This is a genomic window from Brevundimonas sp. FV1ye28 (genome assembly GCF_058681135.1).
Genome location: NZ_CM178731.1, coordinates 477,446 through 502,547, shown reverse-complemented (window position 1 = coordinate 502,547; position 25,102 = coordinate 477,446). Strand labels below are relative to the sequence as shown.

The 25,102-nt window shown below is 68.4% G+C and carries 32 protein-coding genes; 20 read left to right on the top strand and 12 right to left on the bottom strand.

The window, feature by feature from the left end; translation table 11 throughout:
- The first annotated feature begins 11 nt into the window (after positions 1-11).
- The 5 genes from ACW171_RS02445 (at position 12) to ACW171_RS02425 (ending at position 2,959) form a co-directional block, all read left to right on the top strand.
- Entirely contained in the window at positions 12-1,358 is a 1,347-nt protein-coding gene (locus ACW171_RS02445; RefSeq protein ID WP_492095522.1) for a TldD/PmbA family protein, read from the top strand.
- Entirely contained in the window at positions 1,355-2,149 is a 795-nt protein-coding gene (locus ACW171_RS02440; RefSeq protein WP_492095521.1) for a 3'(2'),5'-bisphosphate nucleotidase CysQ, read from the top strand. The genes ACW171_RS02445 and ACW171_RS02440 overlap by 4 nt, the downstream gene beginning before the upstream one ends.
- A gap of 25 nt (positions 2,150-2,174) precedes the next feature.
- On the top strand, positions 2,175-2,420 hold the full coding sequence (locus ACW171_RS02435) for a DUF4170 domain-containing protein (protein WP_492095520.1): 246 nt from the start codon (positions 2,175-2,177) through the stop codon (positions 2,418-2,420).
- Positions 2,421-2,495: 75 nt separating this feature from the next.
- Entirely contained in the window at positions 2,496-2,753 is a 258-nt protein-coding gene (locus tag ACW171_RS02430; protein ID WP_492095519.1) for a hypothetical protein, read from the top strand.
- Positions 2,750-2,959 (top strand): hypothetical protein, encoded by a 210-nt coding sequence (locus ACW171_RS02425; protein WP_492095518.1) that lies wholly within the window; start codon positions 2,750-2,752, stop codon positions 2,957-2,959. Before ACW171_RS02430 ends, ACW171_RS02425 begins: the two co-directional genes overlap by 4 nt.
- A gap of 14 nt (positions 2,960-2,973) precedes the next feature.
- On the opposite strand, the gene ACW171_RS02420 is transcribed toward ACW171_RS02425, so the two are convergent.
- Complete coding sequence (locus ACW171_RS02420; RefSeq protein ID WP_492095517.1) at positions 2,974-3,639, bottom strand: fused DSP-PTPase phosphatase/NAD kinase-like protein; 666 nt, start codon at positions 3,637-3,639, stop codon at positions 2,974-2,976.
- Positions 3,640-3,722: 83 nt separating this feature from the next.
- Here ACW171_RS02420 and ACW171_RS02415 point away from each other — a divergent pair, with 83 nt between their 5' ends.
- Genes ACW171_RS02415 through lpxK form a run of 5 tightly spaced genes read left to right on the top strand, consistent with a single transcriptional unit; the run spans position 3,723 to position 9,118 of the window.
- Positions 3,723-4,280: a COG3650 family protein gene (locus tag ACW171_RS02415; protein WP_492095516.1), complete on the top strand. Its 558-nt coding sequence runs from the start codon at positions 3,723-3,725 to the stop codon at positions 4,278-4,280.
- Between the two features lie 39 nt (positions 4,281-4,319).
- Positions 4,320-6,146, top strand: coding sequence for an ABC transporter ATP-binding protein (locus ACW171_RS02410; protein WP_492095515.1), 1,827 nt, complete (start codon positions 4,320-4,322; stop codon positions 6,144-6,146).
- 1 nt (position 6,147) lies between these two features.
- A complete protein-coding gene (locus ACW171_RS02405; protein WP_492095514.1) occupies positions 6,148-6,834 on the top strand; it encodes a lysophospholipid acyltransferase family protein in 687 nt (228 codons plus the stop codon).
- Entirely contained in the window at positions 6,831-8,114 is a 1,284-nt protein-coding gene (locus ACW171_RS02400) for a 3-deoxy-D-manno-octulosonic acid transferase (protein WP_492095513.1), read from the top strand. The genes ACW171_RS02405 and ACW171_RS02400 overlap by 4 nt, the downstream gene beginning before the upstream one ends.
- Entirely contained in the window at positions 8,111-9,118 is a 1,008-nt protein-coding gene (gene lpxK / locus ACW171_RS02395; RefSeq protein WP_492095512.1) for a tetraacyldisaccharide 4'-kinase, read from the top strand. The genes ACW171_RS02400 and lpxK overlap by 4 nt, the downstream gene beginning before the upstream one ends.
- Here the strand turns inward: lpxK and ACW171_RS02390 are convergent.
- Positions 9,103-10,422, bottom strand: a complete 1,320-nt coding sequence (locus ACW171_RS02390; RefSeq protein ID WP_492095511.1) for a metal-dependent hydrolase family protein — start codon at positions 10,420-10,422, stop codon at positions 9,103-9,105. The genes lpxK and ACW171_RS02390 overlap by 16 nt on opposite strands.
- Positions 10,423-10,549: 127 nt before the next feature.
- On the opposite strand from ACW171_RS02390, the gene ACW171_RS02385 reads away from it, so the two are divergent.
- Positions 10,550-11,224: a murein L,D-transpeptidase catalytic domain-containing protein gene (locus tag ACW171_RS02385; RefSeq protein WP_492095510.1), complete on the top strand. Its 675-nt coding sequence runs from the start codon at positions 10,550-10,552 to the stop codon at positions 11,222-11,224.
- A 4-nt stretch (positions 11,225-11,228) separates the two neighbouring features.
- Here the strand turns inward: ACW171_RS02385 and ACW171_RS02380 are convergent, their stop codons facing one another.
- The 5 genes from ACW171_RS02380 to ACW171_RS02360 all read right to left on the bottom strand — a co-directional run bounded on the left by ACW171_RS02380 (position 11,229) and on the right by ACW171_RS02360 (position 13,670).
- Positions 11,229-11,504: a type II toxin-antitoxin system RelE/ParE family toxin gene (locus ACW171_RS02380; protein ID WP_492095509.1), complete on the bottom strand. Its 276-nt coding sequence runs from the start codon at positions 11,502-11,504 to the stop codon at positions 11,229-11,231.
- Positions 11,492-11,689, bottom strand: coding sequence for a CopG family transcriptional regulator (locus tag ACW171_RS02375; protein WP_492095508.1), 198 nt, complete (start codon positions 11,687-11,689; stop codon positions 11,492-11,494). The genes ACW171_RS02380 and ACW171_RS02375 overlap by 13 nt, the downstream gene beginning before the upstream one ends.
- A gap of 21 nt (positions 11,690-11,710) precedes the next feature.
- Entirely contained in the window at positions 11,711-12,988 is a 1,278-nt protein-coding gene (gene purD / locus ACW171_RS02370; protein WP_492095507.1) for a phosphoribosylamine--glycine ligase, read from the bottom strand.
- Between the two features lie 69 nt (positions 12,989-13,057).
- Entirely contained in the window at positions 13,058-13,489 is a 432-nt protein-coding gene (locus tag ACW171_RS02365; RefSeq protein WP_492095506.1) for a hypothetical protein, read from the bottom strand.
- 19 nt (positions 13,490-13,508) lie between these two features.
- On the bottom strand, positions 13,509-13,670 hold the full coding sequence (locus tag ACW171_RS02360) for a hypothetical protein (RefSeq protein ID WP_492095505.1): 162 nt from the start codon (positions 13,668-13,670) through the stop codon (positions 13,509-13,511).
- 59 nt (positions 13,671-13,729) lie between these two features.
- Here ACW171_RS02360 and xseA point away from each other — a divergent pair, with 59 nt between their 5' ends.
- The 4 genes from xseA to ACW171_RS02340 all read left to right on the top strand — a co-directional run bounded on the left by xseA (position 13,730) and on the right by ACW171_RS02340 (position 17,041).
- A complete protein-coding gene (xseA, locus tag ACW171_RS02355; RefSeq protein ID WP_492095504.1) occupies positions 13,730-15,322 on the top strand; it encodes an exodeoxyribonuclease VII large subunit in 1,593 nt (530 codons plus the stop codon).
- 41 nt (positions 15,323-15,363) lie between these two features.
- Complete coding sequence (locus ACW171_RS02350; RefSeq protein WP_492095503.1) at positions 15,364-15,558, top strand: DUF2093 domain-containing protein; 195 nt, start codon at positions 15,364-15,366, stop codon at positions 15,556-15,558.
- Positions 15,555-16,409 (top strand): M23 family metallopeptidase, encoded by an 855-nt coding sequence (locus ACW171_RS02345; RefSeq protein WP_492095502.1) that lies wholly within the window; start codon positions 15,555-15,557, stop codon positions 16,407-16,409. Before ACW171_RS02350 ends, ACW171_RS02345 begins: the two co-directional genes overlap by 4 nt.
- A 98-nt stretch (positions 16,410-16,507) precedes the next feature.
- On the top strand, positions 16,508-17,041 hold the full coding sequence (locus ACW171_RS02340; protein ID WP_492095501.1) for a response regulator: 534 nt from the start codon (positions 16,508-16,510) through the stop codon (positions 17,039-17,041).
- Positions 17,042-17,044: 3 nt separating this feature from the next.
- Here ACW171_RS02340 and ACW171_RS02335 read toward each other — a convergent pair whose 3' ends face one another.
- Both ACW171_RS02335 and ACW171_RS02330 read right to left on the bottom strand, forming a co-directional pair.
- A complete protein-coding gene (locus tag ACW171_RS02335; protein WP_492095500.1) occupies positions 17,045-17,977 on the bottom strand; it encodes a lysophospholipid acyltransferase family protein in 933 nt (310 codons plus the stop codon).
- A complete protein-coding gene (locus ACW171_RS02330) occupies positions 17,967-18,737 on the bottom strand; it encodes an SDR family NAD(P)-dependent oxidoreductase (protein ID WP_492095499.1) in 771 nt (256 codons plus the stop codon). Before ACW171_RS02330 ends, ACW171_RS02335 begins: the two co-directional genes overlap by 11 nt.
- Positions 18,738-18,846: 109 nt before the next feature.
- Here ACW171_RS02330 and tipF point away from each other — a divergent pair, with 109 nt between their 5' ends.
- Positions 18,847-20,121 carry a flagella assembly cyclic-di-GMP phosphodiesterase TipF gene (gene tipF, locus ACW171_RS02325; protein WP_492095498.1) on the top strand — a complete coding sequence of 425 codons (1,275 nt, stop codon included), beginning with the start codon at positions 18,847-18,849 and terminating at the stop codon, positions 20,119-20,121.
- Positions 20,122-20,489: 368 nt separating this feature from the next.
- Here the strand turns inward: tipF and ACW171_RS02320 are convergent, their stop codons facing one another.
- From ACW171_RS02320 to lspA, 3 genes are all read right to left on the bottom strand, one after another.
- Positions 20,490-20,942: a PaaI family thioesterase gene (locus tag ACW171_RS02320; protein ID WP_492095497.1), complete on the bottom strand. Its 453-nt coding sequence runs from the start codon at positions 20,940-20,942 to the stop codon at positions 20,490-20,492.
- 116 nt (positions 20,943-21,058) lie between these two features.
- Positions 21,059-21,640 (bottom strand): DUF3035 domain-containing protein, encoded by a 582-nt coding sequence (locus ACW171_RS02315; protein WP_492095496.1) that lies wholly within the window; start codon positions 21,638-21,640, stop codon positions 21,059-21,061.
- A gap of 72 nt (positions 21,641-21,712) precedes the next feature.
- Entirely contained in the window at positions 21,713-22,219 is a 507-nt protein-coding gene (gene lspA, locus ACW171_RS02310; protein ID WP_492095495.1) for a signal peptidase II, read from the bottom strand.
- A gap of 113 nt (positions 22,220-22,332) precedes the next feature.
- Between lspA and ACW171_RS02305 the strand changes: the two genes are divergently transcribed.
- From ACW171_RS02305 to ACW171_RS02290, 4 genes are all read left to right on the top strand, one after another.
- The gene (locus ACW171_RS02305; protein WP_492095494.1) at positions 22,333-23,436 is read left to right on the top strand and encodes a DUF2855 family protein; all 1,104 of its coding nucleotides are present in this window, start codon (positions 22,333-22,335) and stop codon (positions 23,434-23,436) included.
- 188 nt (positions 23,437-23,624) lie between these two features.
- On the top strand, positions 23,625-24,494 hold the full coding sequence (locus ACW171_RS02300) for a TIGR01459 family HAD-type hydrolase (protein ID WP_492095493.1): 870 nt from the start codon (positions 23,625-23,627) through the stop codon (positions 24,492-24,494).
- A 42-nt stretch (positions 24,495-24,536) separates the two neighbouring features.
- Positions 24,537-24,833, top strand: a complete 297-nt coding sequence (locus ACW171_RS02295) for a nucleotidyltransferase family protein (RefSeq protein ID WP_492095492.1) — start codon at positions 24,537-24,539, stop codon at positions 24,831-24,833.
- Complete coding sequence (locus ACW171_RS02290; protein ID WP_492095491.1) at positions 24,823-25,071, top strand: HepT-like ribonuclease domain-containing protein; 249 nt, start codon at positions 24,823-24,825, stop codon at positions 25,069-25,071. Before ACW171_RS02295 ends, ACW171_RS02290 begins: the two co-directional genes overlap by 11 nt.
- Positions 25,072-25,102 lie beyond the last annotated feature (31 nt).

Here is a 25,102-nt window from a genome sequence, read left to right as displayed (position 1 = left end):
CATATCGGGCCATGCCTGACAGCCTCCCCGCTTCCGACCTGCTCCACGAGATCGTCGCCGCCGCCCTGAAGGCCGGGGCCGACGGCGCGGAGGCCGCCACCGCCGAGCGCGCCTCCCTGTCCGTCGGCGTCCGCAACGGCGCGCTGGAAGACGTCGAGCGCGAGGAAAGCCGCGACCTCGGCCTGCGCGTCTTCATCGGCAAGCGGCAGGCGACGGTTTCCGCCTCGGACCTCAGCCCCGCCACCCGCGCCCGCCTGATCGAGCGTGCCGTCGCCATGGCCCGTCTGGCCCCCGAAGATCCCTACGCTGGCCTCGTCTCCGCCGCAGAGCTGGCGCGCGGCCCCTTCCCCGACCTGCAGCTGTCCGACCCGTCCGAGCGCACCGCCGCCGAGCTGGAACAGGTCGCCCGCGAGGCCGAGGCCGTCGCCCTCGCCGTCCCCGGCGTCTCCAAGTCCGAAGGCGGCCATGCCGGGACCGGCTCGACCCACTGGCGTCTGGTCACGTCGGAAGGCTTCGACGGCGCCTATGCCTCGACCGGGTTTTCGCTCGGCGTCGGCGTCATCGCCGAGAAGGACGGCGCCATGGAGCGCGGCGGCGAGAGCCGCTCGACCCGCTGGCTCGAAGACCTGCCCGGTCCCGACGGCATCGGCGAGATCGCCGGACGCCGCGCGGTCGAGAAGCTCGGCCCCCGCAAGATCGCTTCGACCACGGCCCCCGTCATCTTCGAGCGCCGGGTTGCGGCCCAGGTTCTGTCGCCCCTGCTCGGCGCCATCTCCGGGCCGTCCATCGCGCGCGGCCAGTCCTTCCTGAAGGACAGGATGGGCCAGCCGGTGCTGGCCAAGGGGCTCAGCCTGATCGACGACCCGTTCCGCGTCCGGGGCATGGCCTCCACGCCTTTCGATGACGAGGGCTCGCCGGTCGAGCGCCGCAACCTGGTCGACGACGGCGTGCTGACCACATGGCTGCTGAACCACTCCGCCGCCGCCCAGCTGGGTCTGAAGACCACCGGCCATGGCTCGCGCGGCCTCGTCGGCCCGGCGGGCGTCTCGACCCACAACCTGCATCTGACGCCCGGCGAGGCGGACCTGGACGGCCTGATGGGTCAGGCGGGAACCGGTCTGGTCGTCACCGGCATGTTCGGCCCCTCGCTGAACGCCAACACCGGGGACTGGTCCGCCGGGGTCTCCGGCTTCTGGTTCGAGAACGGCGAGCGCGCCTATCCGGTCAGCGAGATCACCGTCGCAGGAAACCTCGCGGACCTGTGGATGCGGCTGGTGCCGGGTTCGGACCTGGAGTTCCGGGGCGGGTTCAACAGTCCGTCCCTGCTGTTCGACGGCGTGGCCATCGCCGGAAAATGATCGATCTCGCAGCCGACCTCGCCCTGATCAAGGACGCCGCGCTCGCGGCCGGTGCCCTGGCCGAGGCCGAGCGCGAGCGGGGGCTGAAGATCACCCACAAGGACGGCGGCTCCCCGGTCACCAACGCCGACCTCGCCGTAGATGCCATGCTGAAGGACGGGCTGCTGAGCGCCCGGCCAGACTACGGCTGGCTGTCGGAGGAGACGACGGACACGCCCGACCGCCTGTCGCGCCGCCGCCTGTTCGTCGTCGACCCCATCGACGGCACCGTCGCCTTCATGAAGAACCAGCCCTGGTGGTGCGTCCCCATCGCCGTGGTCGAGGACGGCCGGCCCGTCGCCGCCGTCATCCACGTTCCGGCCACCGGCGAGACCTATGAGGCCACGCTCGGCGGCGGCGCGCGTCTGAACGGCCGCCCGATCACGGCCTCCGACGTCGATACGCTGGAGGACGCCGCCGTCCTGGCCGACGCCCGGCTGATGGAGGGGCCGCACTGGCCCGAGCCCTGGCCGCCGATGCGGTACGAGAAGCGCAACGCCCTCGCCTACCGCATGGCCCTGGTGGCCTCCGGAGCCTTCGATGCGGCCATCGCCCTGACGCCGAAATGGGATTGGGACGTCTGCGCGGGCGCCCTGATTGCCACCGAAGCCGGCGCCAGGGTCTCGGATCACCACGGTCATCCCTGGGCGTTCAACCGCCCGGACCCGCGTCAAGCCAGCCTCGTCTGCTCCGCCCCGGCGCTCCACCCGTTGATCCTGAGGCGCACAACGCCTATCCCGCTGGCGACCTGACCCCCGCTCCTCCCGGATACGCCCCATGACCGACGCCCCCAACGCCGCCGACCCGCAACTGCTTCACATCGTGATCGGCGGAGAACTGCGTCACCTGGACGCCCCGGTGTTCCGCGACCTGTCCCAGGTCGAGTTCGTCGGCGCCTTCCCCAACTACGCCGAGGCCAAGGCCGCCTGGAAAGCCCGCGCCCAGGCCACCGTGGACAACGCCCATATGCGTTTCTTCATCCTGCACGCCCACCGCATGATCGACCCGCGCGGCGACGCCTGATCGTCGCAGGCGGAACCCTCATCGCGACGCAGACGCTTTAGCGGTCTAGGCTGCGCGTGAAAGAAGGAGCGCTCCATGATCCCAACCCTGATCGTATTGGGCCTGCTGGCGCTGGGCGTCGGCATCGTCGCCTTCGCCACCCGGCGTCCAGCGACCCGCCAGGATGTCCTCGTCGACCAGGACACCGCCTGGACCGCGCCTGTGCCCTCGACCCCCGACGAACCGGTCGCCGAGGACCCCTTCGCCCATGCGCCTGACCTGACACCGCCGACCGTCGGGGATGACGACGAGGCGGATCGAATCCAGCCCTTCCCGATGGAGCGTGCCTCGTGACCCTGTTCGGAACCACGCTGGACGGCGCCCAGATCGCCGGTCTGGTCGGCCTCCTGGCCACCCTCGCCCTGTGGTTGGTCATCCTGGGTCGCGAGCGCGGCTATGCGAAATGGTTTCGCCAGTGGGAGGCGGACCGCAAGGCGCGTCTCGATGCCGAACGCGGAGAGACGGAGCCCAAGCGCGACCCGACGGGCCCCTGGGGCTAAGATCCGGGGGCTGACTATTCCCGCCTGAGCAGCTTCTCGGTCAGTAGGGTTCCCCACCAGTTGGCCCGGAAGTCCTGACGCATCGCCTTGGGGTCATAGGCGTCAGACTCGACCCATTCCATGAAGCCCACGCCGGTCGGCTCGACCTCGTTCACATAGGTCTCGAGGAAATGATCGAGCACGCCCGTCAGCCCCTCGCGGCTGTGCAGGTATTTCTTCGACAGCTCGGTCATGGCCCGCGAGATCGGCTCGCCGAGATGGAAATGGCGATAGAAGACGGCCATCAGCCCGGCCCGGTCCGCCCCGGACTTGCAGTGGATCAGCACCGGATATTCGATGGTTTTGAACAGGTCGCGAGCGCGCCGGATGCGCGACTTCTCGGGCGGATCGCGCGAATCGAGCGGGGCGTCGATCAGGGTCAGGCCCAGCCGCTCGCATGCTGCCTTCTCCAGCCAGTAGTAGCCCTCGTCCCGCTCGCCGCGCAGGTTGATGACGGTCTTGATCCCGCGCATGGCCCAGCCCTCGAGCTGGCGCGGCGACGGCTGATTGGTCCGCACCAGGTCGGGTCCCAGCCAGTGGGCGTTCGAGAAGGCCAGCCGCAGGAAGGCGTGGTCGTTCCAGAAGAAGTCCCGCTCGGCCGCCTTGCGACCAGCCTCCGTGCTCACATCGAAACGCGTCATGGCCGCACACATAGTGGGGGCGACAGGCTACGTCATCCCGTGCAGGATCAATGACGAACCATCGTCCCGCCGGAGTGTCCCCGATGCGCCTGAACCCGTTCGTCCTGATCCTCGCGCCGCTCACCCTCGCGGCCTGTTCGCCCGCCGAGGCCCCGGTCTCCGCGCCGGTGGAGGCCGAAGCTCCGGCCGCGCCCGTGGCGCCCGCGCGCCCCGCGAACCAGATCGACCCCGCTCTCGGAACCGCCATCGCGGCTTTCCTGGGCGAGAACGCCGACTCGACGCGCACCGTCGTTCGAATCGTCGGCGAGGGGGAAGGTCGGGTCGCCCTGGTCTATCTGGTGGGGATGAACTGGTGCGGCTCGGGCGGCTGCAACCTGTTGATCCTGCGTCCCGGCGCGGCCGGTTGGGAACAGGTCGGCAATGTTTCGCGCGTCAGCAATCCCGTGCGCCTGCTGACCACCTCCAGCAACGGCCTGCCGGATATCGGCGTGACCGTGTCCGGCGGCGGCGGCCCGCCGGCCTATGAGGCGAAGATGGCGTTCGACGGTCAGAACTACCCTCGCTTCCCGTCCGACGAACCCCTGGTCAGCGCCGAGGGGACCGTGGTGATCACCGACGCCGACATCCCGCCGGTCGTCTGACGGCTTGACTTGGAGAGCGGGTCGTCCGACCTCGTGCGGATGACTTTGCCCGTCCCGCCAGTCCCGCAGGAGGACGCCGCTTCGCGTTCCCTGATCGGCCGCATCTGGCGCGACTACCTGTCAGCGCGGAAGACGCCGTTGATCCTGTCGCTCGTCTGCGCTGCGATCGCGGGGATCAGCAACGCCACCATCCTGCAGATGCTGCAGCCGGCCATCGACAGCATGTTCCAGTCCAAGCCCGTGACCATCGCCGGGTTCTTCGTCGTCCAGCCCCAGAACGCCCTCATCGCCATCCCGGCGGTCATCGTCGGCATCAGCCTGATCTGGACGGCGGCGGCCCTGGGCCAGGCGGCTCTGGTCAACCGCATCGGCCACGGCATCGTCGGCGACATCCAGGTCCGACTGTTCGGCGCCATGATCCGTGCCGACCTCGCCCGCCTGCGCAGCCAGCACTCCGGCGCCTTCGTCTCGTCCGTCCTGTTCGACGCCAACCTGGTGCGCGAGGCCTTCACCAACGGCGTGGTCAACTATACCCAGCACGGCCTGACCCTGGTCGCCGTCATCCTCTATATGGCCTGGTCGGACTGGAAGCTGACGACGATCGTCCTGCTGGGCGCCCCCCTGATCGCCTATGTCATCCGTCGCTTCGGCAAGCGGATGAGGAAGGCCACGACCGGCGCCATGGTCGAGACCGAGAACCTCTCCACCGCCCTGATGGAGAACCTGGACGGCGTCCGCCTGATCAAGATCGAGAACCGCGAGGCCGCCGAACAGGACCGCGTCGCCGAGGTCATCGACCGTCGCCAGCGCCATGTCATCAAGTCCGCCGACAGTCGGGCCTTCGCCGGTCCCTTCTCCAACCTGGTCGCCATGCTGATCGTCGCCGCCGTCATGGCCTATGCCGGTTGGCAGGCGCGCCAGGGCGAGATGACGGTCGGTGCCTTTGCGGCCTATGTCGGCCTGCTGATGTCCGCGGGACAGTCGCTGCGTCAGGTGACCAACCTCCAGACCGTCATGGCCGAGGGCCTGACCGCCGCGCGGCGCCTGTTCGCCGCCCTCGACATTGCGCCGGAGATTCGCGAGGCCGCCGCGCCCCGGCCCCTGCCGCCGGGCCCGGCGACGATCGCCTTCGACGACGTGACCTTCAGCTATGGCTCGGCGCCGACGATCAGCGAGGTCTCCCTGACGGTGAAGCCCGGTGAGACCGTGGCCCTCGTCGGTCCGTCCGGCGGCGGCAAGTCGACGCTGCTCAGCCTGCTGCCGCGCTTCTACGACGTGACCTCGGGCAGGGTGACGATCAACGGCGCCGACCTGCGGGAACTGTCGCTGTCGGACCTGCGCGCGCGCATCGCCCTGGTGACCCAGGAGCCCTTCCTGTTCGACGACACCATCGCCGCCAACATCGCCTACGCCCGTCCGGACGCCACGACCGAACAGATCGCCGACGCCGCCCGGTCCGCCGCCGCCCACGACTTCATAACCGCCCTGCCTGACGGCTATCAGACCCGCGCCGGAGAGGGAGGCATGCGTCTGTCCGGCGGCCAGCGCCAGCGCATCGCCATTGCCCGCGCCTTCCTGAAAGACGCGCCGATCCTGCTGCTCGACGAAGCCACCTCGGCGCTCGACACCGAGAGCGAAGCCCTGGTTCAGGCCGCGTTGGAGCGCTTGATGGAGGGTCGATCAACATTGATGATCGCCCACAGACTGTCTACGGTCCGGCATGCGACCCGTATCGTGGTGCTGGAGGCGGGTCGCATTGTCGAGACCGGGACACATGCGGCCCTCGTCAAGAAGGGCGGTCTATACAGCCGACTGGCGAAACGGCAGTCGCTGGACGGAACGCCGCCCGTCGCCACGGTCGCCTGACGTGAGGCCGCTCCGAAACCCCTTCATCCAGTCCATCCTGTCGTCCGTTCTGGCCGCCTGGATGAAGCTCTGCTTCGCCACCATCCGCTGGACCTGTGAGGGCCGCGAGCATGCCGAACAGGTCTGGTCCGACGGCGGCGGCGTCATCTGCGCCTTCTGGCATTCGCGCATCGGCCTGTCCCCCGCCTGCTGGCCGCTCGACTTAGCTCAGCCCGCCAAGGCCTTGATATCACTCAGCCCGGACGGCCAGTTCATCGCCAAGGCCGTGGCTCTGCAGGGCTTCCCGGCCGTGCGTGGTTCCTCAGCCAACAAGGACAAGGCGGACGCCGCCAAGGGCGGTTCGCGCGCGCTGCGCGACGGTCTGAAACAGCTCAAGATCGGCGCCCTGGCCATCACCCCCGACGGCCCGCGCGGCCCGGTCCGCGTCATGGCCGAGGGCATGCCCCTGATGGCGCGGATGTCCGGCGCGCCTGTGCTGTTCATCGGCATGAGCTGCAATCCGGCCGTCCGCCTGAACAGCTGGGACCGCGCCGTGTTGCCCCTGCCCTTCGGCAAGGGCGCCATCGTCTACGACGTGCGCCGCTATCCCGAGGGCGCCGACCTGGCCGAGGTGACCGGTCCCTGGGCCGATCTGTTGACCGCGGTCGAGGCGCGCGCGGATGCGATCACGGGGCTGGAGCGGTTGTGACCCTGCCCCTTCTGGCCTACCGCCTGCTGACCCGAATGCTGGAGCCCCTGGCGCCGCGCTTCCTCGACGCCCGTGTGAAACAGGGCAAGGAGGATGCCGCCCGCGTCGATGAGCGTCTGGGCATGCCGGGCGTCGCTCGTCCCGACGGCGACCTGATCTGGCTGCACGGGGTCAGCGTCGGCGAGACCCTGTCCCTGCTGCCCGTGGTCGAGCGGATCGTGAAGGCCCGCCCCGACCTGACCGTCCTCGTCACCTCCGGCACTCTGACATCCGCTGAGTTGCTGGCCCGCCGCCTCCCGCCCGGCGTCATCCACCAGTTCGCTCCCGTCGATGCGCCGGGCGTGGTCGCCGCCTTCCTCGATCACTGGCGGCCGTCGCTGGGCGTCTTCGTCGAGTCCGAGCTCTGGCCCAACCTGATCCTCGCCGCCCGTGAACGGAAGATTCCGCTCGCCCTGGTCAGCGCCCGCATCACCGAGAAGACCGCCGCAGGCTGGGCCCGCTTTCCAAAATCCGCCAGCAAGCTGCTGGAATCCTTCGACTGCGTCCTGCCTCAGGACATCGTCTCGGCTGACCGGCTCCAGGCCATGGGCGGCCGGGTCGACGGTCTGGTGAACCTGAAGCTGTCCGGCGCGCCCCTGCCTCACGACGCCTCGGCCTTCACCGCGCTCAGCGCCGCCATCGGCGATCGCCCCGTGGTGGTGGCGGCGAGCACGCACGAGGGTGAGGAGATGGCCATCGTCCGCGCGCTGGATCACCTAACCGAGCGGCTGTGCCTGATCCTCGTCCCACGCCACCCGGAGCGCGGGTCCGAGATCGCCACCGCCCTGACCCGCGACGGCTACCGCTTCGCCCTGCGGTCGCGCGGCGCCCAGCCGAACGCAGAGACCGACATCTATGTCGCCGACACCCTGGGCGAGCTCGGCCTGTTCCTGCGGCTGGCCGATGTCGTGGTCATGGGCGGCTCGTTCGGATCCTTCCTCGGCCGCGAACCCTGGGGCGGGCACAACCCGCTGGAGCCGGCGCGTCTCGGCAAGCCCGCCGTCGCCGGCCCGGACGCCTCGAACTGGTTGGCCGTCACCGGCGATCTGGTGTCCGCCGGAGGGCTCAGCCTGGTCGCCTCGCCCGGCGACCTGCCCGCCGTCGTCGCCCCCCTGCTGAGCGACCCCGCCGCTGCCCAGGCCATGGGCGAGCGCGCCCGCAGGGCCGCCGCAGATGTGGGCGCCGGTCTGGATCGGCTGTGGGACGCGCTTCAGCCCCTGCTGCCGCCGATCCGCCGATGAAGCTCGGGACGCCCCGCTGGTGGTACCAACGCGACGGTCGCCACGGCCGCGTGGTCCGCACCCTCCTGAAACCCGCCTCCTGGATCTGGGCCGCCGCCACCGCGCGCCGCATCGCCAGGGCCGCCCCCGTCGCGGTCGGCGTTCCGGTCATCTCCATCGGCAACCTGACCGTCGGCGGCTCGGGCAAGACGCCGGTGGCCCGCGAGGTCCTGCGCCTGCTGCATCGGAGCGGCGTCGAAGCTCACGCGCTATCGCGTGGTTACGGCGGCAAACTGACTGGACCGCTTCGCGTCGATCCGACCGTCCATACCGCCGCCGAGGTCGGCGACGAGCCCCTGATGCTGTCGGGAGATGCCCCCGCCTGGATCAGCGCGGACCGCGTTTCAGGCGCTCAGGCGGCGGTGGCGGGCGGCGCACAGGCCCTCGTTCTGGACGACGCGCATCAGAACCCGGCCTTGAAGAAGACCCTCAGCCTGATCGTCGTCGACGGGGAGACTCGCGGAGACGAATGGCCCTTCGGCGACGGCTCGGTCTTCCCCTCCGGCCCGATGCGCGAGCCGCTGAAGGCCGGTCTGGCCCGCGCCGACGCCGTGATCGTCCTGCTGCCCGCCGACGCCCCGCCTGCGGATCCTGACCTGCTGGAGGTGTTCCAAGGCCTGCCGACCTTCATCGCCCGGCTGGAACCCGCCAACGCGCCCCCGCCCGGCCCACAGGTCGGGTTCGCCGGCATCGCCAAGCCGTGGAAGGTGGAGCGGTCCCTGATCGCCGCCGGGTGCGAGCTCGCCGACTTCGTCCCCTTCCCCGACCATGCGGAATACAGGCCCGCAGACCTCGCCTTCCTCGTCGACCGCGCCGCCGTCTTCGACGCCGGTCTGGTCACGACCGAAAAGGACTGGGTCCGCCTGCCTCCCGACTGGCGGACCCGTGTGGTCTCCTGGCCCGTCGCCGCCCGGTTCGAGGACGAGGCGGCGTTTGCGGCCTTCCTGGCTCAGTCGTTGCGGTAGACGACGCCGCCCTTCATCACGAAGGCCATGTCCTCAAGCGCCGTGACGTCGGTCAGGGGATCGCCCTCGACCGCCACGATGTCCGCGGGACGTCCGGGCGCGATCAGGCCGGCCTGATCGGCGATCCTCAGATGCTCGGCCGCCACGACGGTCGCCGCCTGGACTGCCTCGAGCGGCGTCATGCCCGCGCGGACCAGAAGCGCGAACTCCTGGGCGTTGTCGCCGTGGGCCGAGACGCCGGTATCCGTCCCGAACGCGATCCGCACCCCGCCCTCATGCGCCCGCCGCGCCATGTCGAGCATCTTGGGTCCGGCCTCCAGCGCCTTGGCCGTCTGGGCCGGGGTGAAGAAGTTGCCCGGGCTCGACGCCACCCTGGCCACGAAGTCGCCGGCCAGCAGGGTCGGCACCAGATAGGTCCCCTCACGGCGGAACAACCGGATGGACTCGTCGTCCAGATAGGTGCCGTGCTCGATCGAGTCGCCGCCGGCCCGCAGGAAGGCGTTGATCCCGTCCACGCCGTGGGCGTGCGCCGTCACCTGGCGCCCCATCCGGTGGGCGACCTCGACGATGGCGGCCAGTTCGGGGTCGGTGAACTGCTGGGCCAGGCCCGCCGCCGTGTTCGACAGCACGCCTCCAGTCGCGGTTATCTTGATGATGTCCGCGCCGGAGCGAACCTGCGTCCGCACGGCCCGCATGCAGTCCTCTGGCCCCGAACAGACGCTCTCGGATGACAACAGGTGCATGATGTCGTCGCGATAGCCGTTGACGTCGCCGTGCCCGCCATGGATCGACACGGATGATCCCGAGGCGATCACCCGCGGCCCGGCGACGTCGCCGCGACGGATCCCGTCTCGGAGAGCGAAGACCGCGTCGTTGTCGCCGCCCAGGTCGGCCACGGTTGTGAAGCCGGCCATCAGGGTCTTCCGGGCAAAGCCTGCGCCGACCATTGCGCTGTCCGCTGGATCGCGCGTGACCGCGTCGAGCCGCCCTGTCGGGCTCTGTTGCGACGTCAGGTGCACATGGCTGTCGATCAGTCCGGGAAGCACGAAGGAATCGCGCAGGTCGACCACGTTCGGCCCCTCGCCGACGAAGCCGTCGCGTATCTCCGTGATTTGGTTCCCCACGATCACGAGAGTTTTATCGCGCAGCACAACGCCCGATTCCGGGTCCGCCAACAGCCGCCCGGCGTGAACGAACGTGGTTTCTCCGTTCGCGGGAAAAGCCTGTGAGGCCGGGCCCTGTTGCGCCTGCGAAGGCGTGGCGAGCGCCAGAACGGCGGCTGCGGCCAGTGCGACGAACTTCATAAACCTCTCCCTGATACGTTGGCGTCACCATACGCGTCAGCGAGTTTCGGCCAAGGCTCCGGTTGAACCGGGCGGCGTATTTGTGAAACAAGCCATGACTTCGGCAAACCGATACGAAGGGCGTCGCATGCGGCTATCGAGACGGGGCATGATTTTGGGCGGTTCGGCATTGCTCGCCGGCTGCGCCTCCGCACCCGCCGCCGTGACGCCGATCGTGCTGGCCGCCGCCGCGCCGCCGCCGCCCCTGCCGCACATTCCCCAGATCACCCCGCCGCCGCTGGATCCGCAACGGCTGGTCCGTCCCGAGCTGATGAGCCGGGCCATGGCCGCTCTGGACGTGCACAGCCACAAGATCACCCTGCGCGACCGGATGTATCTGGTCGATTTCCAGAAATTCTCAGGCGACCAGCGTCTGTATGAGGTCGACCTGATCGGCGGCCGGGTCACCGCCTTCCGCACCTGCCACGGCCGTGGCTCGGATCCGGAACACTCAGGCTTCGCCCGTCGCTTCTCGAACACGCCGGACAGCTACATGTCGTCGGTCGGCGCCTATGCCACCGCCGGTGCGGGCTGGGGCGCGCAACAGGGGCCGAACGTGCTGCTGGATGGGCTGGAATACTCGAACAACATGGCGCGCGACCGCGCCATCATCATCCACGGCGCCGACTATGCGGACCCGGATTTCCTGGCTCGCGAAGGCAAGCTGGGCCGCAGCTACGGCTGTTTCTCCACTGCCCACACCGACCTGCCGATGCTGCGCGAGCGCATGGGCGAAGGCCGGCTGCTGTTCGCCTACGCCTGAGGCGTCAGCGTTCGGGGCGCATCGCCGAATGCCGGATCGACAGGACGCGCACCTCGCTGTCTACCGCGATGTAACGAATGACGTAGGGGCGCACTAGCGTCAGCTCCCGGCGGCCTCGACCGATCGGTCGGCCCTTCTCGGGAAACTCGACCAATCCCTGTGCACAGGCCTGGATGCGAATGAAGAAGCGCCGGGCGGCAGCCGGATTGAACTCGGCGATATAGCGCTCGATGTCGATCAGATCGTTGATCGCATCGGGTGACCAGATCAGTCGCCGCATTTCGGCGGAGGCAGCGGATTGTCGGTTCCCCAAGATCCGACCCAACGCATCACAGCGTCGTTGCTGACAAACCGCCCCGCAGCGAAGTCTGCCTCCGCACGCGTCATCGCGGCTTCGTCCGCCGCCGTATCCGGCGTAGCGAACAGGTCTTCGTCGTCTTCAGGCTGGATCGCCGGGTTTGCCATGACCCAACCCTAACACAACCTTCAGTCGCGATCCAACGCGCGCCAGCCGATGTCGGTGCGGTTGAAGCCGCCCGGCCAGTCGATCTTGCGTACCGCCGCATAGGCCCGCTCGCGCGCCTCGGCGATGTCGTCGCCCTCGGCGCAGACGCTCAGAACACGCCCGCCGGCCGCGACCAGGGTGCCGTCGTCGCGCTTCTTCGTCCCGGCGTGGAAGACCTGGACATGAGGGCCGAAGTCCTGATCCGCGCCGCGGATGATCGAACCCTCGATCGGACTGTCGGGATAGCCGCGCGCCGCCATGACCACGCAGATCACCGTTTGCGGCTTGAACTCGGGCTCGGGCAGGCGCGACACGTCCCCGCGCGCGCAGGCCAGCAGATAGGGCACGATGTCCCCGGCCATCCGCATCATCAGGACCTGGCATTCCGGATCGCCGAAGCGGGCGTTGAACTCCACGACCTTGGGGCCGTCCTCGGTCGCCATCAGTCCGGCATAGAGGACCCCCTTGTAGGGCGCCCCCTCGGCCGCCATCGCCGCCAGCGTCGGCTGCACGATCAGGCGATCCGCCGCAGTGACCAGGGCCTCGTCGAACACCGGCGCCGGCGAATAGGCGCCCATGCCGCCCGTATTGGGGCCCAGGTCCCCGTCGAAGGCGCGCTTGTGGTCCTGTGCTCCGCCGAACAGGACGGCGCGCTTGCCATCGCACAGGGCGAAGAGCGAGCCCTCTTCGCCTTCCATGAATTCTTCTATCACGACGCGCGATCCGGCCGAGCCGAAACGGCCGCCCAGCATCCGCTCGATCTCGGCCTCGGCGTCGTGGCGGTCGGGGCTGATGGCGACGCCCTTGCCGGCGGCCAGTCCATCGGCCTTGATCACATAGGGGGGCTTGAAGACCGACAGGGCGGCCTTGGCGTCGGCGACACGATCGTAGACGCCGTAGTGAGCCGTCGGGATCTCGTGCCGCTCCAGAAACGCCTTGGAAAAGGCCTTGGAGGTTTCCAACTGCGCCGCCTTGGCGCTGGGGCCGAAACAGGGAATGCCGGCCGCAGCCAACAGGTCGGCAAGACCCGCCGCCAGAGCCATCTCAGGCCCCACGACCACCAGTCCGACCTTCAGTTCGCGGGCCAGACGGGCCAGGCCCTCGGCGTCGTCGGCGTTCACCTCGGGCACGCACTCCGCGACGCGGGCGATGCCGGGGTTTCCAGGCGCACAGAACAGCCGGTCCACCAGCGGCGACTGCCGCATTTTCCAGGCCAGGGCGTGTTCGCGCCCTCCCGCTCCGACCAGCAATATGTCCATGCGCGCGGAATGGCCGCGCCGGGCCTGATGGTCAAGGCCCGGCGCGGTTCAAGCGTGGTTTAGCGCAGGTTAGGCGCCCGGGCCGGTGTAGGCCGGCAAGGCCTGCAACTGGGCAGCCGTCATGGTCGTGCTCAGGTCGACGTCGTCGTTGCGACGCAGCGACGTGACGTCGGAGATCGGCACGACGACGTCCTTGTCCACGCCTTCGAGATCGATCACCAGGCCCGTGACCTGGCCCGCAGCGTCCAGCACCAGGGTTTCCACGTCGCCCAGATCGGTAAAGGCCGGCGCCGGCGACACGAGGTCGGCATCCTCGAGTTCGTCGCGCGTCAGGCCGAGCGCCAGAGCCGTCTGGGTCGTGGCGACTTCGGCGCGGGTGTCGCTGACGACGGCGGGAGCGGCGCCCGGCGCGACCTCCACGGCCTCCGGCTCCGGGCTTCCACAGGCGGCCAGGCCGATCATGGATGCGGACATCAGGGGCAGCAGGAACAGTCGGTTCATCGGAACTCTCTTCATTTCTCTAGAGGATGGCGGAGACGCCGTAGACCACCGCCGCACCGATCAGGATCAACGCCACGATCAGCCAGATGCCGACGGACGGCGTCCGACTGCGGCGCGACAGATCCTGTTCGCGCGGGTCCGGCGTGTCGTCATGGATCGGTTCGGGGGCGGGCATGATCATGACAACGATGCGTCTGTTGGCCCGTTCCCGTCCTTGATGACGCAGCCTATGCTGGGCGAATGACCGACGACTACGTCTTTGCCGGCCCCGCCGACCCCGAGCCGGCCCCCGCACGCGACAACAATCCGCCCCTGTCGATCTCCGAGCTGTCCTTCGCCCTGAAGCGCACGCTGGAGGACCGGTTCGGCCATGTCCGGTTGCGGGGCGAGGTGTCCAAGGTCAACCGCCACGCCTCGGGCCACATCTATCTGACGCTCAAGGATGACAAGTCCGCCATCGACGGCGTGGTCTGGAAGGGCTCGACTCGCGGCCTCGGCGTCCAGCCGGAAACCGGTCTTGAGGTCATCGTCACCGGCAAAATCACCTCCTACCCGGCCCGGTCGTCGTATCAGATCGTCATCGAATCGATGGAGGCGGCCGGCGCCGGCGCCCTTCTGGCCCAGCTTGAACGGCTGAAGGTCAAACTGTCGGGCGAGGGTCTGTTCGATACGGCCCGCAAGAAGCCCATCCCCCTCTATCCCCGCACCATCGGCGTCATCACCAGCCCGACCGGCGCCGTGGTCCGCGACATCCTGCACCGGGTCGCCGAGCGCTGGCCGTGCCGTGTCATCGTCTGGCCGGTGGTGGTCCAGGGCGACGCGGCCTGCGGTCAGGTCGGCAACGCCATCCGCGGGTTCGACGCCATGACGCGGGAGGGGGTGATTCCCCGTCCCGACCTGCTGATCGTCGCGCGCGGCGGCGGGTCGGTGGAGGACCTGTGGTGCTTCAACGACGAGGGGCTGGCCCGCACGGTCGCGGCGGCGACCATCCCGATCATCTCGGCCGTGGGGCATGAGACCGACACCACCCTGATCGACTTCGTCTCCGACCGTCGTGCGCCCACGCCGACGGGCGCAGCGGAACTCGCCACGCCTGTGCTGGCGGACCTGCGCGCCTTCGTCAGCGATCTGGAGCGTCGTCTGGACCGCGCGGGCGCCCGCCTGCTGGAGGACCGTCGCGTCCGTCTGCGAGCGGTCGCGCGGGGCTTGCCGGCTCGACCGGAGGAACTGGTCGCCCTGGCCCAGCAGCGCCTCGACCACGCGTCCAGCCGCCTCGCCTCGGGCCTCAGCCGCAACACCGAACTGCACCATCGCCGACTGGTCACGGCGGGCAGCCGCTTCTCTCCCGCCCTCCTGGATCGCGCGCTCGAACAGCGCACCGCGCGGCTGGAGGGACAGTCCGCCCGGCTCGGCGCGGCCCTGGGCGCCAATGCCGCCGTCCATGAGCGTCGCCTGTTGAGAGTCGCAGGCCGCCTGTCGCTCGATCCGATCCATCGCCGCCTGGACCAGCGCGTCGCCCGGCTTGAGACCGTCTCGGCCCGCCTGTCCCGCCCGATACCGCAATCGCTGGAACGGGCCGAGGCCCGGCTCGCCGCCCTCGCCCGCGCCCTCGCCACTCTCGACCCGAAACGGCCCAAGCCCGGTTTCGCCCGGATCGACGACGAGACCGGCGCCATGGTGTCGTCGGCGGCGGCTCTGTCGCCGGGGCAGGCCGTGACCCTGGTCTTCCCCGATGGTTCGAAGGGCGCGCGGATCGACGGCGACGCGCCGATGCGGCCCAAGCCCGTCGTCAAACCGAAGGCGACGCCCGCCGGACAGGGCGATCTGTTCTGACCCTCTCCCGCCGGGAGAGGGATCAGGCTATCCTCCCGCCCATGACCTCCGCCCCCTCCCCCGCGACCCTCCACTATGGCGACGGCGAATTCGCCGTGCTGAAACCCGGCCCGTTCGTGCTGTGCGCCGTCTCCGGCAAGCCGATCCCGCTCGAGATCCTGCGCTACTGGTCCGTCGAGCATCAGGAGCCCTACGCCGGCCCGACCGAAGCCCTGTCGCGGATGGTCGATCAGTGACCCCATCGCGGCGCGGCCTGATTCTCGGGGCCGGGGCCGCCAGCCTTTCCGGCCCAGCCCTGGGCCAGGCCAGTGACGGCCTCGCCCTGAACGGTCGCTTCGTCCAGGGCGGGTTCGCCATGGGTCGGGCCGCGGCCCGCGCCATGGTCTTCGTCAACGGGGAGGCCCTGACCACCGCCTCGGCCTCCGGTCTGTTCGTCGTCGGCTTCGACCGGGATGCGCCGCCCTATGTCGACATAGAGGTCCGCGACCGCGACCGCGGCCGCGTCGCGCGGCGCACCCTGTCGATCGCGGCCGGCGACTTTCCCTCGACCCGCATCAACGGCCTGCCTCAGTCGACCGTCCAGCCGAGCGACCCCGCCCTGCTCGCTCGGATCCAGCAGGAAATCGCGCTCAAGACCGAAGGCTTCGCCAGCCGCACCGATGCCGACGACTTCCGTTTGGGCTTCGCCTGGCCGCTGGACAGCTACCGCGTCACCAGCCGGTGGGGTTCCCAGCGCGTGCTGAACGGCACGCCCGCCCGGTCTCACTACGGCATCGATCTGGCTGCGCCTGCAGGGTCGCCGATCCGCGCCCCGGCCGACGGCATCGTCACCTTCGCCCGATCCGGCATGCATTTCGAAGGCGGCCTGACCCTGATCGATCACGGCCAGGGCCTGATCACCGCCTATCTGCATCAGTCGCGCATCGACGTCCTGCCGACGCAGAGGGTCACGCGCGGCGAGATCATCGGTCGTGTCGGCATGACCGGCCGGGCGACCGGACCGCATCTGTGCTGGCGGATGAAATGGCGCGACCGGAACTGTGACCCGTCGTTGCTGATCGGCCGGATCGCTCCGGAAAACGCCTAGTTCTTATGGCTAAGCTTTTGTTCCGCGTGGACCAGGCTGCTGTTTCCTCATAGAGGATTTGCTTGACCGCCGTGGGGGCGGCGTCGGCCCATTGCTCAATGTCTGCCCTTCAATCACTGAACATCCTGCTGGCCGACGACAACCAGCATATGCGGACGATCACGTCCGCGATTCTCCAGTCCGCCGGAATTCGCAATATCCGCGAAGTCTCGGACGGCGCCATGGCGCTCGACGTCTTGCGCGATCATGCCGTCGATCTGGCCATCGTCGACTTCAACATGTTTCCGCTGGACGGGGTGGAGTTCACCCGCCTGGTCCGCAACAGCTCCGACAGCGCCAATCCCTATCTGCCCATCATCATGATGACCGGCCATTCCGAGAAGCATCGTGTGGTCGAGGCGCGCGACGCCGGCGTCACCGAGTTCGTGGTCAAGCCGATCACCGCAAAGGCCGTGTTCGACCGTATCCAGGCGGTCATTCTGCGCCCTCGCCCGTTCGTGAAGACCAACGGCTACTTCGGCCCCGACCGGCGACGGACCGCGACCGCCGTCGGCTACAGCGGTCCCAGGCGGCGATCCACCGATGCGGCCGATGCGCTGTCCGAACAGCGGTCCGCCTCGCACGAGGTCTGACCGTCAGTCGGGCTGTTCGAGCGCGCGGTAGACCTTGTCTGGCCAGCGCTTGTGGACCCAGAACCAGTCCACCGGATTTTCGCGCACGCGTTCCTCGACGAAGGTGGTGACGGACTGGACCCCGCGCGCGATGTCGCCCTGGCGGTCGCCTGTGTCGGCCACCTCGATCGGCTCGTGCGCCGTCACCCGGAACCGCACGCCGGGCAACCGCACCACCGACATCGGCTGCAGCACCGTGCCGAACCGCAGCGCCAGCCGGCTGGGTCCCGGGGCGGCGTTCACCGGCTGACCGAAGAAGATCACCTCGGGCCCCTCTGAAAACTTCTGATCGTTCATCAGGGCGACGCTCTCGCCCCGCCCCAGGCCCGCCAGCAGTTCGCGCGCACCGTCCCCGCCCTTGGGCGCGAACAGCTTGACGCCGTACCGCGCTCGCGCCGCGATGATCTGGGCGTCGACATAGGGGTTGTTGGCCGCGCGATAGGTCACCTGAACCGGCACGCCAGAGGCGACCAGCACCGCCGCCATCGTCTCGATATTGGCCATGTGGCCGGACACGAACACCACCGGCTTGCCCGACGCGCGGATGGCCTCCAGCCGCTCGGCCCCCACGACGTCGATACGCCCGGATGAGGGCGTCAGCCGGTCCATGACCGCTGTCTCGGCGAAGGTCCGCCCGGTCTGTTCCCACTGTTCCAACGCCAGACGCCGACGCTCGTCCTCCCCCATCTCCGGGAAAGCGATGCGCAGGTTCCTCAGCACGGTCTTCTGCGTCCCCGTGATGGGCCCGAGTGTCTTGAGCACCCAGCCGCCGAAGTTCGACGCCGCCTCCAGCCCGATCAGCCGCATCAGGCCGATGAAGCCCGCAAACGCCGCCGCCTCCAGCCGCCAGATCAGGTCTTGGCGCAGGCCCGGCCCTTTGTCGCCGTCACCAGGCAATCGTCAGCCCGCCGTCGACCACCAGGGTCTGGCCGTTCACATAGGAGCCCGCCTTGGAGCACAGATAGACGGCGGTGCCCGCGATCTCGTCCGGCTGACCGATGCGCTTCATCGGATTCGGCTCGACCGTGACCTTCAGCACCTCTTCGTTCTCCCACAGGTAGCGGGCGAAGTCGGTCTGGATCAGGCCGGGCGCGATGCAGTTGACCCGCACGTTCGACGGTCCCCACTCGACCGCCAGGTTCCGCGCCAGCTGCATGTCCGCCGCCTTCGACACGTTGTAGGCGCCGATCATCCCGTTGCCGCGAAGCCCACCGATCGAGGAGATGATCACGATCGCCCCGTCCTTACGCTCCAGCATCTGGGGCGAGACCATCTGGGTCAGCCAGTGGTTGGCCAAGACGTTGTTGTGGAAGATCTTCTCGAACTGCTCGTCGGCGATCCCCGCCATCGGCCCGGCATAGGGGTTGGACGCGGCGTTGCAGACCAGGATGTCGATCTTGCCGAAGGCGGCGTTGGTTTCGTCCACCAGCCGCTGGAGCTCTTCCTTCGATGAGATACTGGCCGGAATCGCGATGGCGCGGCCTTCGCCATACCTGGCGTTGATCTCGGCGGCGACCTCGTCGCAGGGCCCGGCCTTGCGCGAGGAGATGACGACCTTCGCGCCATGCTCGGCCATCCGTTCGGCGATGGCCTTGCCGATCCCCCTCGACGAGCCGGTGATGACGGCGACCTTGCCGGTCAGATCGAACAATTCCATGCGTATCCCCTGTTATCGGCGCGGTTTCTTCCGCCACGCCCTAGCTGTTTGGTTCTGATACCCCGATACTCGGACGATTCCATCCGGGAAGACGGACAAAGCCGTTCCCATGCGCGCACTGACCAACGGTTTTCTGTTCTTCGGCTACGTCTTCCTGGCGATGACGGTCGGCGCCTTCCTGTGGCGTGCCGGCCTCGGCATCGGCCCGGGCGTGGCGGCGACGCTCGGCGTGCTCGGCGTACTGGGCTCGGCCCACGCCATCCTGACCGGCATCGGCGAACGCAAGGCCCTGCGCGCCGAGATCGGCCAGGTCCGTGAGGCCCATCGCCTGCTCGCGGATGCCATGGAGCAGACCCAGACCGCGCTCGGCGACCTGGCCACCGCCATCGAAGCGGGCGCCCTGTCGCGCACCGACGAACTGACCGGCGAAGTCCGCATGCTGGAAGACCTGATCCAGCAGATGAGCCTGTCCATCGACGAGCGACTGAAGGTCGCCCCCATGGTCGCGCCCGACAGCGTCGAAGCGCGCCGTCACCAGCAGTCCAACCTGCTGCTCAAGACCGTCCACGACGCCCTCTCCGACAACCGCGTCGACCTGTATCTGCAGCCCGTCGTCACCCTGCCCCAGCGCCGCACGGTCTTCTACGAGAGCTTCACCCGCCTGCGCGATTCGACCGACCGGGTCATGATGCCGGCCGAGTATCTGTCCATCGCCGAGGGCGAAGGCCTGGTCCCCGCCATCGACAACCTGCTGCTGTTCCGCTGCGCCCAGATCGTGCGGCGTCTGGCTCGCCAGGACCGCAAGGTCGGCGTCTTCTGCAACGTCGCCCTGTCGTCCCTGGGCGACGAGACCTTCTTCCCGCAGTTCCTGGAGTTCCTGTCCGAGAACCGCGACCTGAACCAGGCGCTGATCTTCGAACTGGGTCAGGCGACCTTCGACGCGCGCGGCGCGGTCGAGGCCCGCAACATGGCCAAGCTGGCGGACCTCGGTTTCCGTTTCTCGATCGACAAGGTCCAGACCCTGGACCTGGACTTCAACGACCTGCAGCGTTCGGACGTGCGCTTCATCAAGGTCGCGGCGGACCTGCTGATCGAACAGCTGCTAGATCTGGACGGCGGCTCGCCGATCCCGTCGCTGCGCGACATCCAGGCCGCCGACTTCGCCCAGCTGACCCGCCGCTACGGCATCGAGGTCATCGCCGAGAAGTGCGAATCGGAGCGCCAGATCGTCGACATCCTCGAGCTCGACATCTCCATGGGCCAGGGCCACCTGTTCGGAGAGCCCCGCGCCATCAAGGAAGCCGTCCTGGCCGAAACCGATCCGCCGGCGGACTTCGTGCGGTCAACGCTGATCAGTGCAGAGAAGCGGCGGCGGTTCGCTTAAACCTGGTTGAGCGTGATGCGGTTTACACTCGGTTTGATCAGTCTCGGATGTGCACTGGCGCTGACTAGCCTGCTTACATTCGTGTTCCTGCTGTATCGACCCGGTTGGGTATGGAGCATCGCACCGGCAGTGGTCGTTGCCTTCTTCATCCTCGCTTGGTGGCGTCGCGGAAGGATCATTGCTCCGCTGCCTGGAGCCGTGGCTTTGATCGCTGTCGTCCTTCTGTTCGCCCCGGTGATCACCGTCGGGTCCTCAGGTGCCGCGCTCCTTTGGGCACTTGCATACGGGGCGGCACTAATATGGGGTGGGCTAAGCTTCCGCCTGTTCTGGCCGGTCCGTAGCGGTGCTCCGGCGATACGAGCACCGCGCTAGGCGGGCTTCGCCTCCATCACCAGACAGGTCGAGGTCGCCGTCGCATAGAGCTTGCCGTCCAGGCCCTTAAGGTCCGCCTCGGCGAAGCCCGCGCGGCGGCCGATCTGCACGATGCGGCCCTCGGCCTTGACCGGCACGCCTTCGGTCAGGGCGCGGTGGAAGACCGTCTTAATCTCCAGCGTCGTATAGACCTGCCCAGGCTTCAGCATCGAATGCACCGCGCAGGCGCAGGCGGAGTCCAGCAGGGTCGCCATCCAGCCGCCGTGGACCGTGCCGATGGGGTTGTAGACCGCCCGCGTCGGCGTGCCCTCGAACACCACCCGCCCTTCCTCGATTTCGACGATGCGGTAGTCGAGCGTCCTGGCGATCGGCGCCGCATCGTCGCTCTGGAAACCCAGCCGCAGCTGTTCGACGCCGGACAGGTGGCTGAGCGCACGGAGATCGGTCATCGGAAACGGTCCTTGAAACGGGTCCGTCTACAATAAGGACGGTCTCCGTCTCCGCGCAAGCAAAAGGGGCGCGCCGTCGCCGGCGCGCCCCTCAAAAATCACAGGCTCTGTCGTCCTTACAGGCCCGGCAGCTTGAACCCGCCCGAACGGCGAGGCGCGATCACGATCGTGCTCTGGCTGCCCGTCAGCGCCTGCAGGCGCGCGTTCTCGCTGGCGGCGTCGATGGTCACGGCGCCCTGGGCGGTCTGGGTCTGGGTCGGGGCCTGGGAGGCCGTATCGTCGCGGCGCCAGAACAGGACGCGGTTGGCGAAGCTTTCTTCCTTGTGCGCCAGGTCGCCGAACTCGTCGTCGACGACGTACCGGGCCAGGGGGTCGGCGCGGTCGGCGCCGGCGGCGGTGACCAGGGCCTGTTCACCCGGCGTGCGGGTCACGGCCTGACGCTGACCCAACAGGATCTGGCGGGCGGCGCTTTCCGGCGCCAGCTCTTGCGGGCGCGGCTGGCCCGGCGCCGGCGGACGCAGGCCGTACTCAGGCGGCACGGTCAGCGGGGCCGAGGACACGGTCAGAAACTCGTCCGGGACGACCTTGGTCAGGCCGATGGACTGGCGCATGCCTCCACAGGCAGTCAGGGCGACGGCCGAAACGGCGATGGCGGAAACGGTCAGGATACGTGACGTAAGGATTGGGGCAGTTCGCATGGGTCGGTTCGGCTCCGGCGCGGCTGGGCGCCCAGGTCGGACGGTGAGAATACTCAAGGAAAGAGCGGGTGATTACGCCTTTTCAGGGGCCGCGCCAACGGTCGCTTTCCGCTCCGACATCACACTGTCGAGAATCAGCAGGATGACGCCGATGGTGATCGCACTGTCGGCGATGTTGAAGACCCAGGGAAATACCCCGGTCCCCGAGAAATCGATGAAGTCGACGACATAGCCGTACTGGATGCGGTCGATGGCGTTTCCGATCGCCCCGCCGATGACCAGGCCGATGGCCGAGACCAGCATCCGCCGCTCCGCCTTCAGGGCCCAGACGGCCAGGGCCGCCGCGACGATGATCGAGAAGACGCTGAGCGCCCAACGCGCCGCGCCGCCGCCGAACAGGCCGAAACTGACGCCCGTGTTCTCGACATAGGAGAAGTTCAGGATCGGGGGCCAGACCAGCACCCGACCGACCTCGCGCAGGCTCAGGCCATCCAGCATCCAGTATTTGGTCAGCTGGTCCAGGACGATGACGACGACGGCGAATCCGTAAGCCGCCCAGGCGATGCGAGGGATCTTCATGCGCGTCCGGTTAGCAGGCTCGGCGCGCCCCGCCAACGCTGCTGTTCCAGGCTTCTCCTACGTCAACCGTGGATGGGGTTAGTCTGTCCGGAAAATCGCCAGGGAGCCCTTCGATGTCCGACGTCGACCACCGCTTGATGAGCCTGAAGTCGTCCCCGCGCGAGACCCGTATTTCGCCAGATCCGACGCCGCCCGATCTGGCCGAGGGCGAGGTTCTTCTGGCGCTGGATCGTTTCTCCCTGACCACCAACAACATCACCTATGCCGCCTATGGCGACGCCATCGGCTACTGGAAGGTCTTCCCCACCGACGACACGGCCTACGGCATGATGCCTGTCTGGGGCTTCGCGGACGTGGCCGCCTCTCGCGCACCTGGCGTCGAGGTCGGCGCGCGCGTCTTCGGTTATTTCCCTATGGCCGATTCGCTCCTGGTCCAGGCCGAGAAGATCAGCCGGGGCGGGTTCGCCGACGCCTCGCCGTGGCGAAAGGCCGTGCCCGACATCTACAACCGCTATGTCCTGTGCGCCGCCGACCGCAACTATGCGTCCGAGCTCGAGAATGCCGAGGCCCTGTTCCGCCCCCTGTTCATCACCTCCTACACGGCCGTCGACTTCCTGCGTGACAACGGCTTCTTCGGCGCGAAGCGGATCGTCATCTCCAGCGCCTCGTCCAAGACCGCCTATGGCTCGGCCTGGTGTCTGGCGAACGACGACGTCGAGGTGATCGGCCTGACCGGCGACCGCAACCGTGCCTTCGTCGAGGGACTGGGCGCCTATGACGCCGTCCACGGCTATGACGCGGTGCAGACCCTGCCGACCGGGATCCCGACCCTTTATCTCGACCTGGCGGGCGACGCGGAGCTTCGCCGCCGGGTCCACGCGCGCTTCGGCGAGGCGCTGAAATACGACTGCCTGGTCGGCTCGACCCAGAGCGACGGGTTCACCGCCGACGACCCGCAGCTGATCGGCCCCAGGCCCGTCTTCTTCTTCGCCGCCACCTGCCTGGACCAGCATCGCGAACGCGGGACCCTGCACGATTTCTACGACCGCTTCCTCGCCGACCAGAAGACCTTCTTCGAACGCGTCGTCGATCCGGCCTCGCCCTGGATCCGCATTGTCGAACATCACGGGCTGGAGGCCGCCGCCGCTGTCGTCCGCGACCTGGCCGACGGCGTCTCCGACCCGGCGGAGGGGGCGATCGTCCGCATCATCCGCTAATCTTCTTTCTCACCGTTCACCCCGGCGAAGGCCGGGGTCCAGATGGCGAATGCGTTGGTTGGAGGAGTGAAGTCGGTGAGCGATCCCCGACGCCCGCGTCCGTGATCTGGACCCCGGCCTTCGCCGGGGTGAACGGAGTTGGTCGAGCGAAGCTAGCCCTCACGGCCTCACCGGGCCATATGCAGGGCATGACACTTCCCCATGCCCTCCCCGGCCTGTCGTCCGTCGCCGCCTACTACGACATCCTGCTGTGCGATGTCTGGGGCGTGATCCACAACGGCCGCGAAAGCTGGCCCGAAGCCTGCGAGGCCCTGACGAAGTTCAATGAACAGGGCGGCCACGTCGTCCTGATCTCGAACTCGCCGCGCCCGTCGCACGACGTCATCGCCCAGCTCGACGCCCTCGGCGTTCCGCGCGACAGCTGGAAGGCCTTCGTGACCTCCGGCGACGCCACCCGAATGGAACTGGCCCGGCGCGCACCCGGGCCGGCCCTGATCATCGGCCCGGCCCGCGACGACATCCTCTACGAGGGTCTCGACCTCCAGCGCGCCGACACCGTCGCCGACGCCGCCTTCCTGTCCGTCACCGGCATGATCGACGACGAGACCGAGACGCCCCAGCACTATGTCGAACAGCTGTCCGAGGCCGCCGCGCGCGGTCTGGAGCTGATCTGCGCCAACCCCGACCGGATCGTCCAGCGCGGCGACAAGATCATCTACTGCGGCGGCGCCCTGGCCGATGTCTACGAATCGCTGGGCGGTCGGGTGACCATGGCCGGTAAGCCTTTCGCCCCGATCTACGCCCTGTCGCTGATTGAGGCGGAGACTCTGCTGGGCCGGCCCGTGGACCGTTCGCGGGTCCTGTGCATCGGCGACGGCGTCATCACCGACGTCCTCGGCGCCAATCAGCAGGCGCTCGACTGCCTCTTCATCGCCCAGGGCATCCACGGCGACGCCGCCCAAGGCGACGACGGCCTGATCGACCCCGCCCGCGCCGCCGCCCTCCTCACACCCGAGACCGCCTACGCCCGCTACGCCGCGCTGGAACTGAAGTGGTGAGGACCTGATGCGAAATTCGCGGGTCTGCGCTATGCTGGTCGCATGGACAGTCGCCAAGCGATCGCCATTCTGATTGGACACCGCGCCGAGTTGCAAAGGCGCGGGGTGGCGCATGCGGCTGTGTTCGGCTCAACAGCTCGGCAAGAGAATCGCCCTGACAGCGACCTCGACCTACTTGTCGAGATTGATCCAGCGGCCGAGCTGGGCGTTTATCAGTACGTCGCCCTGACCCGCTTCCTCGGCGGGCTCTTCCCCGTAAAGGTCGACGTCGCCAATCGCGCGACGCTCCAACCCCATGTTCGGCCTTCGGCGGAACGTGACGCCATCTATGCCTTCTGATCGCGTCGCGCGGGCGTTGGCTGCGATTGAATTGCACGCACAGGAAGCCCAGGCGTTTGTTGTCGATATCGATCAGACGACCTTTCGGAACGACCGGAAAACCTATCACGCCGTCACTCGGTGTCTCGAAGTCATCAGCGAAGCGACGCGGCGCCTGCCGGACGATCTCAAGGCCCGCCATACGCATCTGCCGTGGCGCGATATCGCCGACGCGGGAAACATCTATCGCCACGAGTAAGACAACGTCGCGGCCGAGTTCGTCTATCGGA

Bases quoted from the DNA above. Each gene is read 5' to 3' on its own strand.
- ACW171_RS02390 (WP_492095511.1), bottom strand. From the start codon at position 10,422: ATGAAGTTCGTCGCACTGGCCGCAGCCGCCGTTCTGGCGCTCGCCACG.
- ACW171_RS02420 (WP_492095517.1), bottom strand. From the start codon at position 3,639: ATGACGCGTTTCGATGTGAGCACGGAGGCTGGTCGCAAGGCGGCCGAG.
- ACW171_RS02305 (WP_492095494.1), top strand. From the start codon at position 22,333: ATGTCCGACGTCGACCACCGCTTGATGAGCCTGAAGTCGTCCCCGCGC.
- ACW171_RS02290 (WP_492095491.1), top strand. From the start codon at position 24,823: ATGCCTTCTGATCGCGTCGCGCGGGCGTTGGCTGCGATTGAATTGCAC.
- tipF (WP_492095498.1), top strand. From the start codon at position 18,847: ATGCGCGCACTGACCAACGGTTTTCTGTTCTTCGGCTACGTCTTCCTG.
- ACW171_RS02300 (WP_492095493.1), top strand. From the start codon at position 23,625: ATGACACTTCCCCATGCCCTCCCCGGCCTGTCGTCCGTCGCCGCCTAC.
- ACW171_RS02410 (WP_492095515.1), top strand. From the start codon at position 4,320: ATGACTTTGCCCGTCCCGCCAGTCCCGCAGGAGGACGCCGCTTCGCGT.
- lpxK (WP_492095512.1), top strand. From the start codon at position 8,111: ATGAAGCTCGGGACGCCCCGCTGGTGGTACCAACGCGACGGTCGCCAC.
- ACW171_RS02380 (WP_492095509.1), bottom strand. From the start codon at position 11,504: ATGCGGCGACTGATCTGGTCACCCGATGCGATCAACGATCTGATCGAC.
- ACW171_RS02430 (WP_492095519.1), top strand. From the start codon at position 2,496: ATGATCCCAACCCTGATCGTATTGGGCCTGCTGGCGCTGGGCGTCGGC.
- ACW171_RS02445 (WP_492095522.1), top strand. From the start codon at position 12: ATGCCTGACAGCCTCCCCGCTTCCGACCTGCTCCACGAGATCGTCGCC.
- ACW171_RS02315 (WP_492095496.1), bottom strand. From the start codon at position 21,640: ATGCGAACTGCCCCAATCCTTACGTCACGTATCCTGACCGTTTCCGCC.
- purD (WP_492095507.1), bottom strand. From the start codon at position 12,988: ATGGACATATTGCTGGTCGGAGCGGGAGGGCGCGAACACGCCCTGGCC.
- ACW171_RS02320 (WP_492095497.1), bottom strand. From the start codon at position 20,942: ATGACCGATCTCCGTGCGCTCAGCCACCTGTCCGGCGTCGAACAGCTG.
- ACW171_RS02385 (WP_492095510.1), top strand. From the start codon at position 10,550: ATGCGGCTATCGAGACGGGGCATGATTTTGGGCGGTTCGGCATTGCTC.
- ACW171_RS02295 (WP_492095492.1), top strand. From the start codon at position 24,537: ATGGACAGTCGCCAAGCGATCGCCATTCTGATTGGACACCGCGCCGAG.
- ACW171_RS02360 (WP_492095505.1), bottom strand. From the start codon at position 13,670: ATGATCATGCCCGCCCCCGAACCGATCCATGACGACACGCCGGACCCG.
- xseA (WP_492095504.1), top strand. From the start codon at position 13,730: ATGACCGACGACTACGTCTTTGCCGGCCCCGCCGACCCCGAGCCGGCC.
- ACW171_RS02375 (WP_492095508.1), bottom strand. From the start codon at position 11,689: ATGGCAAACCCGGCGATCCAGCCTGAAGACGACGAAGACCTGTTCGCT.
- ACW171_RS02365 (WP_492095506.1), bottom strand. From the start codon at position 13,489: ATGAACCGACTGTTCCTGCTGCCCCTGATGTCCGCATCCATGATCGGC.
- ACW171_RS02340 (WP_492095501.1), top strand. From the start codon at position 16,508: ATGTCTGCCCTTCAATCACTGAACATCCTGCTGGCCGACGACAACCAG.
- ACW171_RS02415 (WP_492095516.1), top strand. From the start codon at position 3,723: ATGCGCCTGAACCCGTTCGTCCTGATCCTCGCGCCGCTCACCCTCGCG.
- ACW171_RS02440 (WP_492095521.1), top strand. From the start codon at position 1,355: ATGATCGATCTCGCAGCCGACCTCGCCCTGATCAAGGACGCCGCGCTC.
- ACW171_RS02435 (WP_492095520.1), top strand. From the start codon at position 2,175: ATGACCGACGCCCCCAACGCCGCCGACCCGCAACTGCTTCACATCGTG.
- ACW171_RS02350 (WP_492095503.1), top strand. From the start codon at position 15,364: ATGACCTCCGCCCCCTCCCCCGCGACCCTCCACTATGGCGACGGCGAA.
- ACW171_RS02330 (WP_492095499.1), bottom strand. From the start codon at position 18,737: ATGGAATTGTTCGATCTGACCGGCAAGGTCGCCGTCATCACCGGCTCG.
- lspA (WP_492095495.1), bottom strand. From the start codon at position 22,219: ATGAAGATCCCTCGCATCGCCTGGGCGGCTTACGGATTCGCCGTCGTC.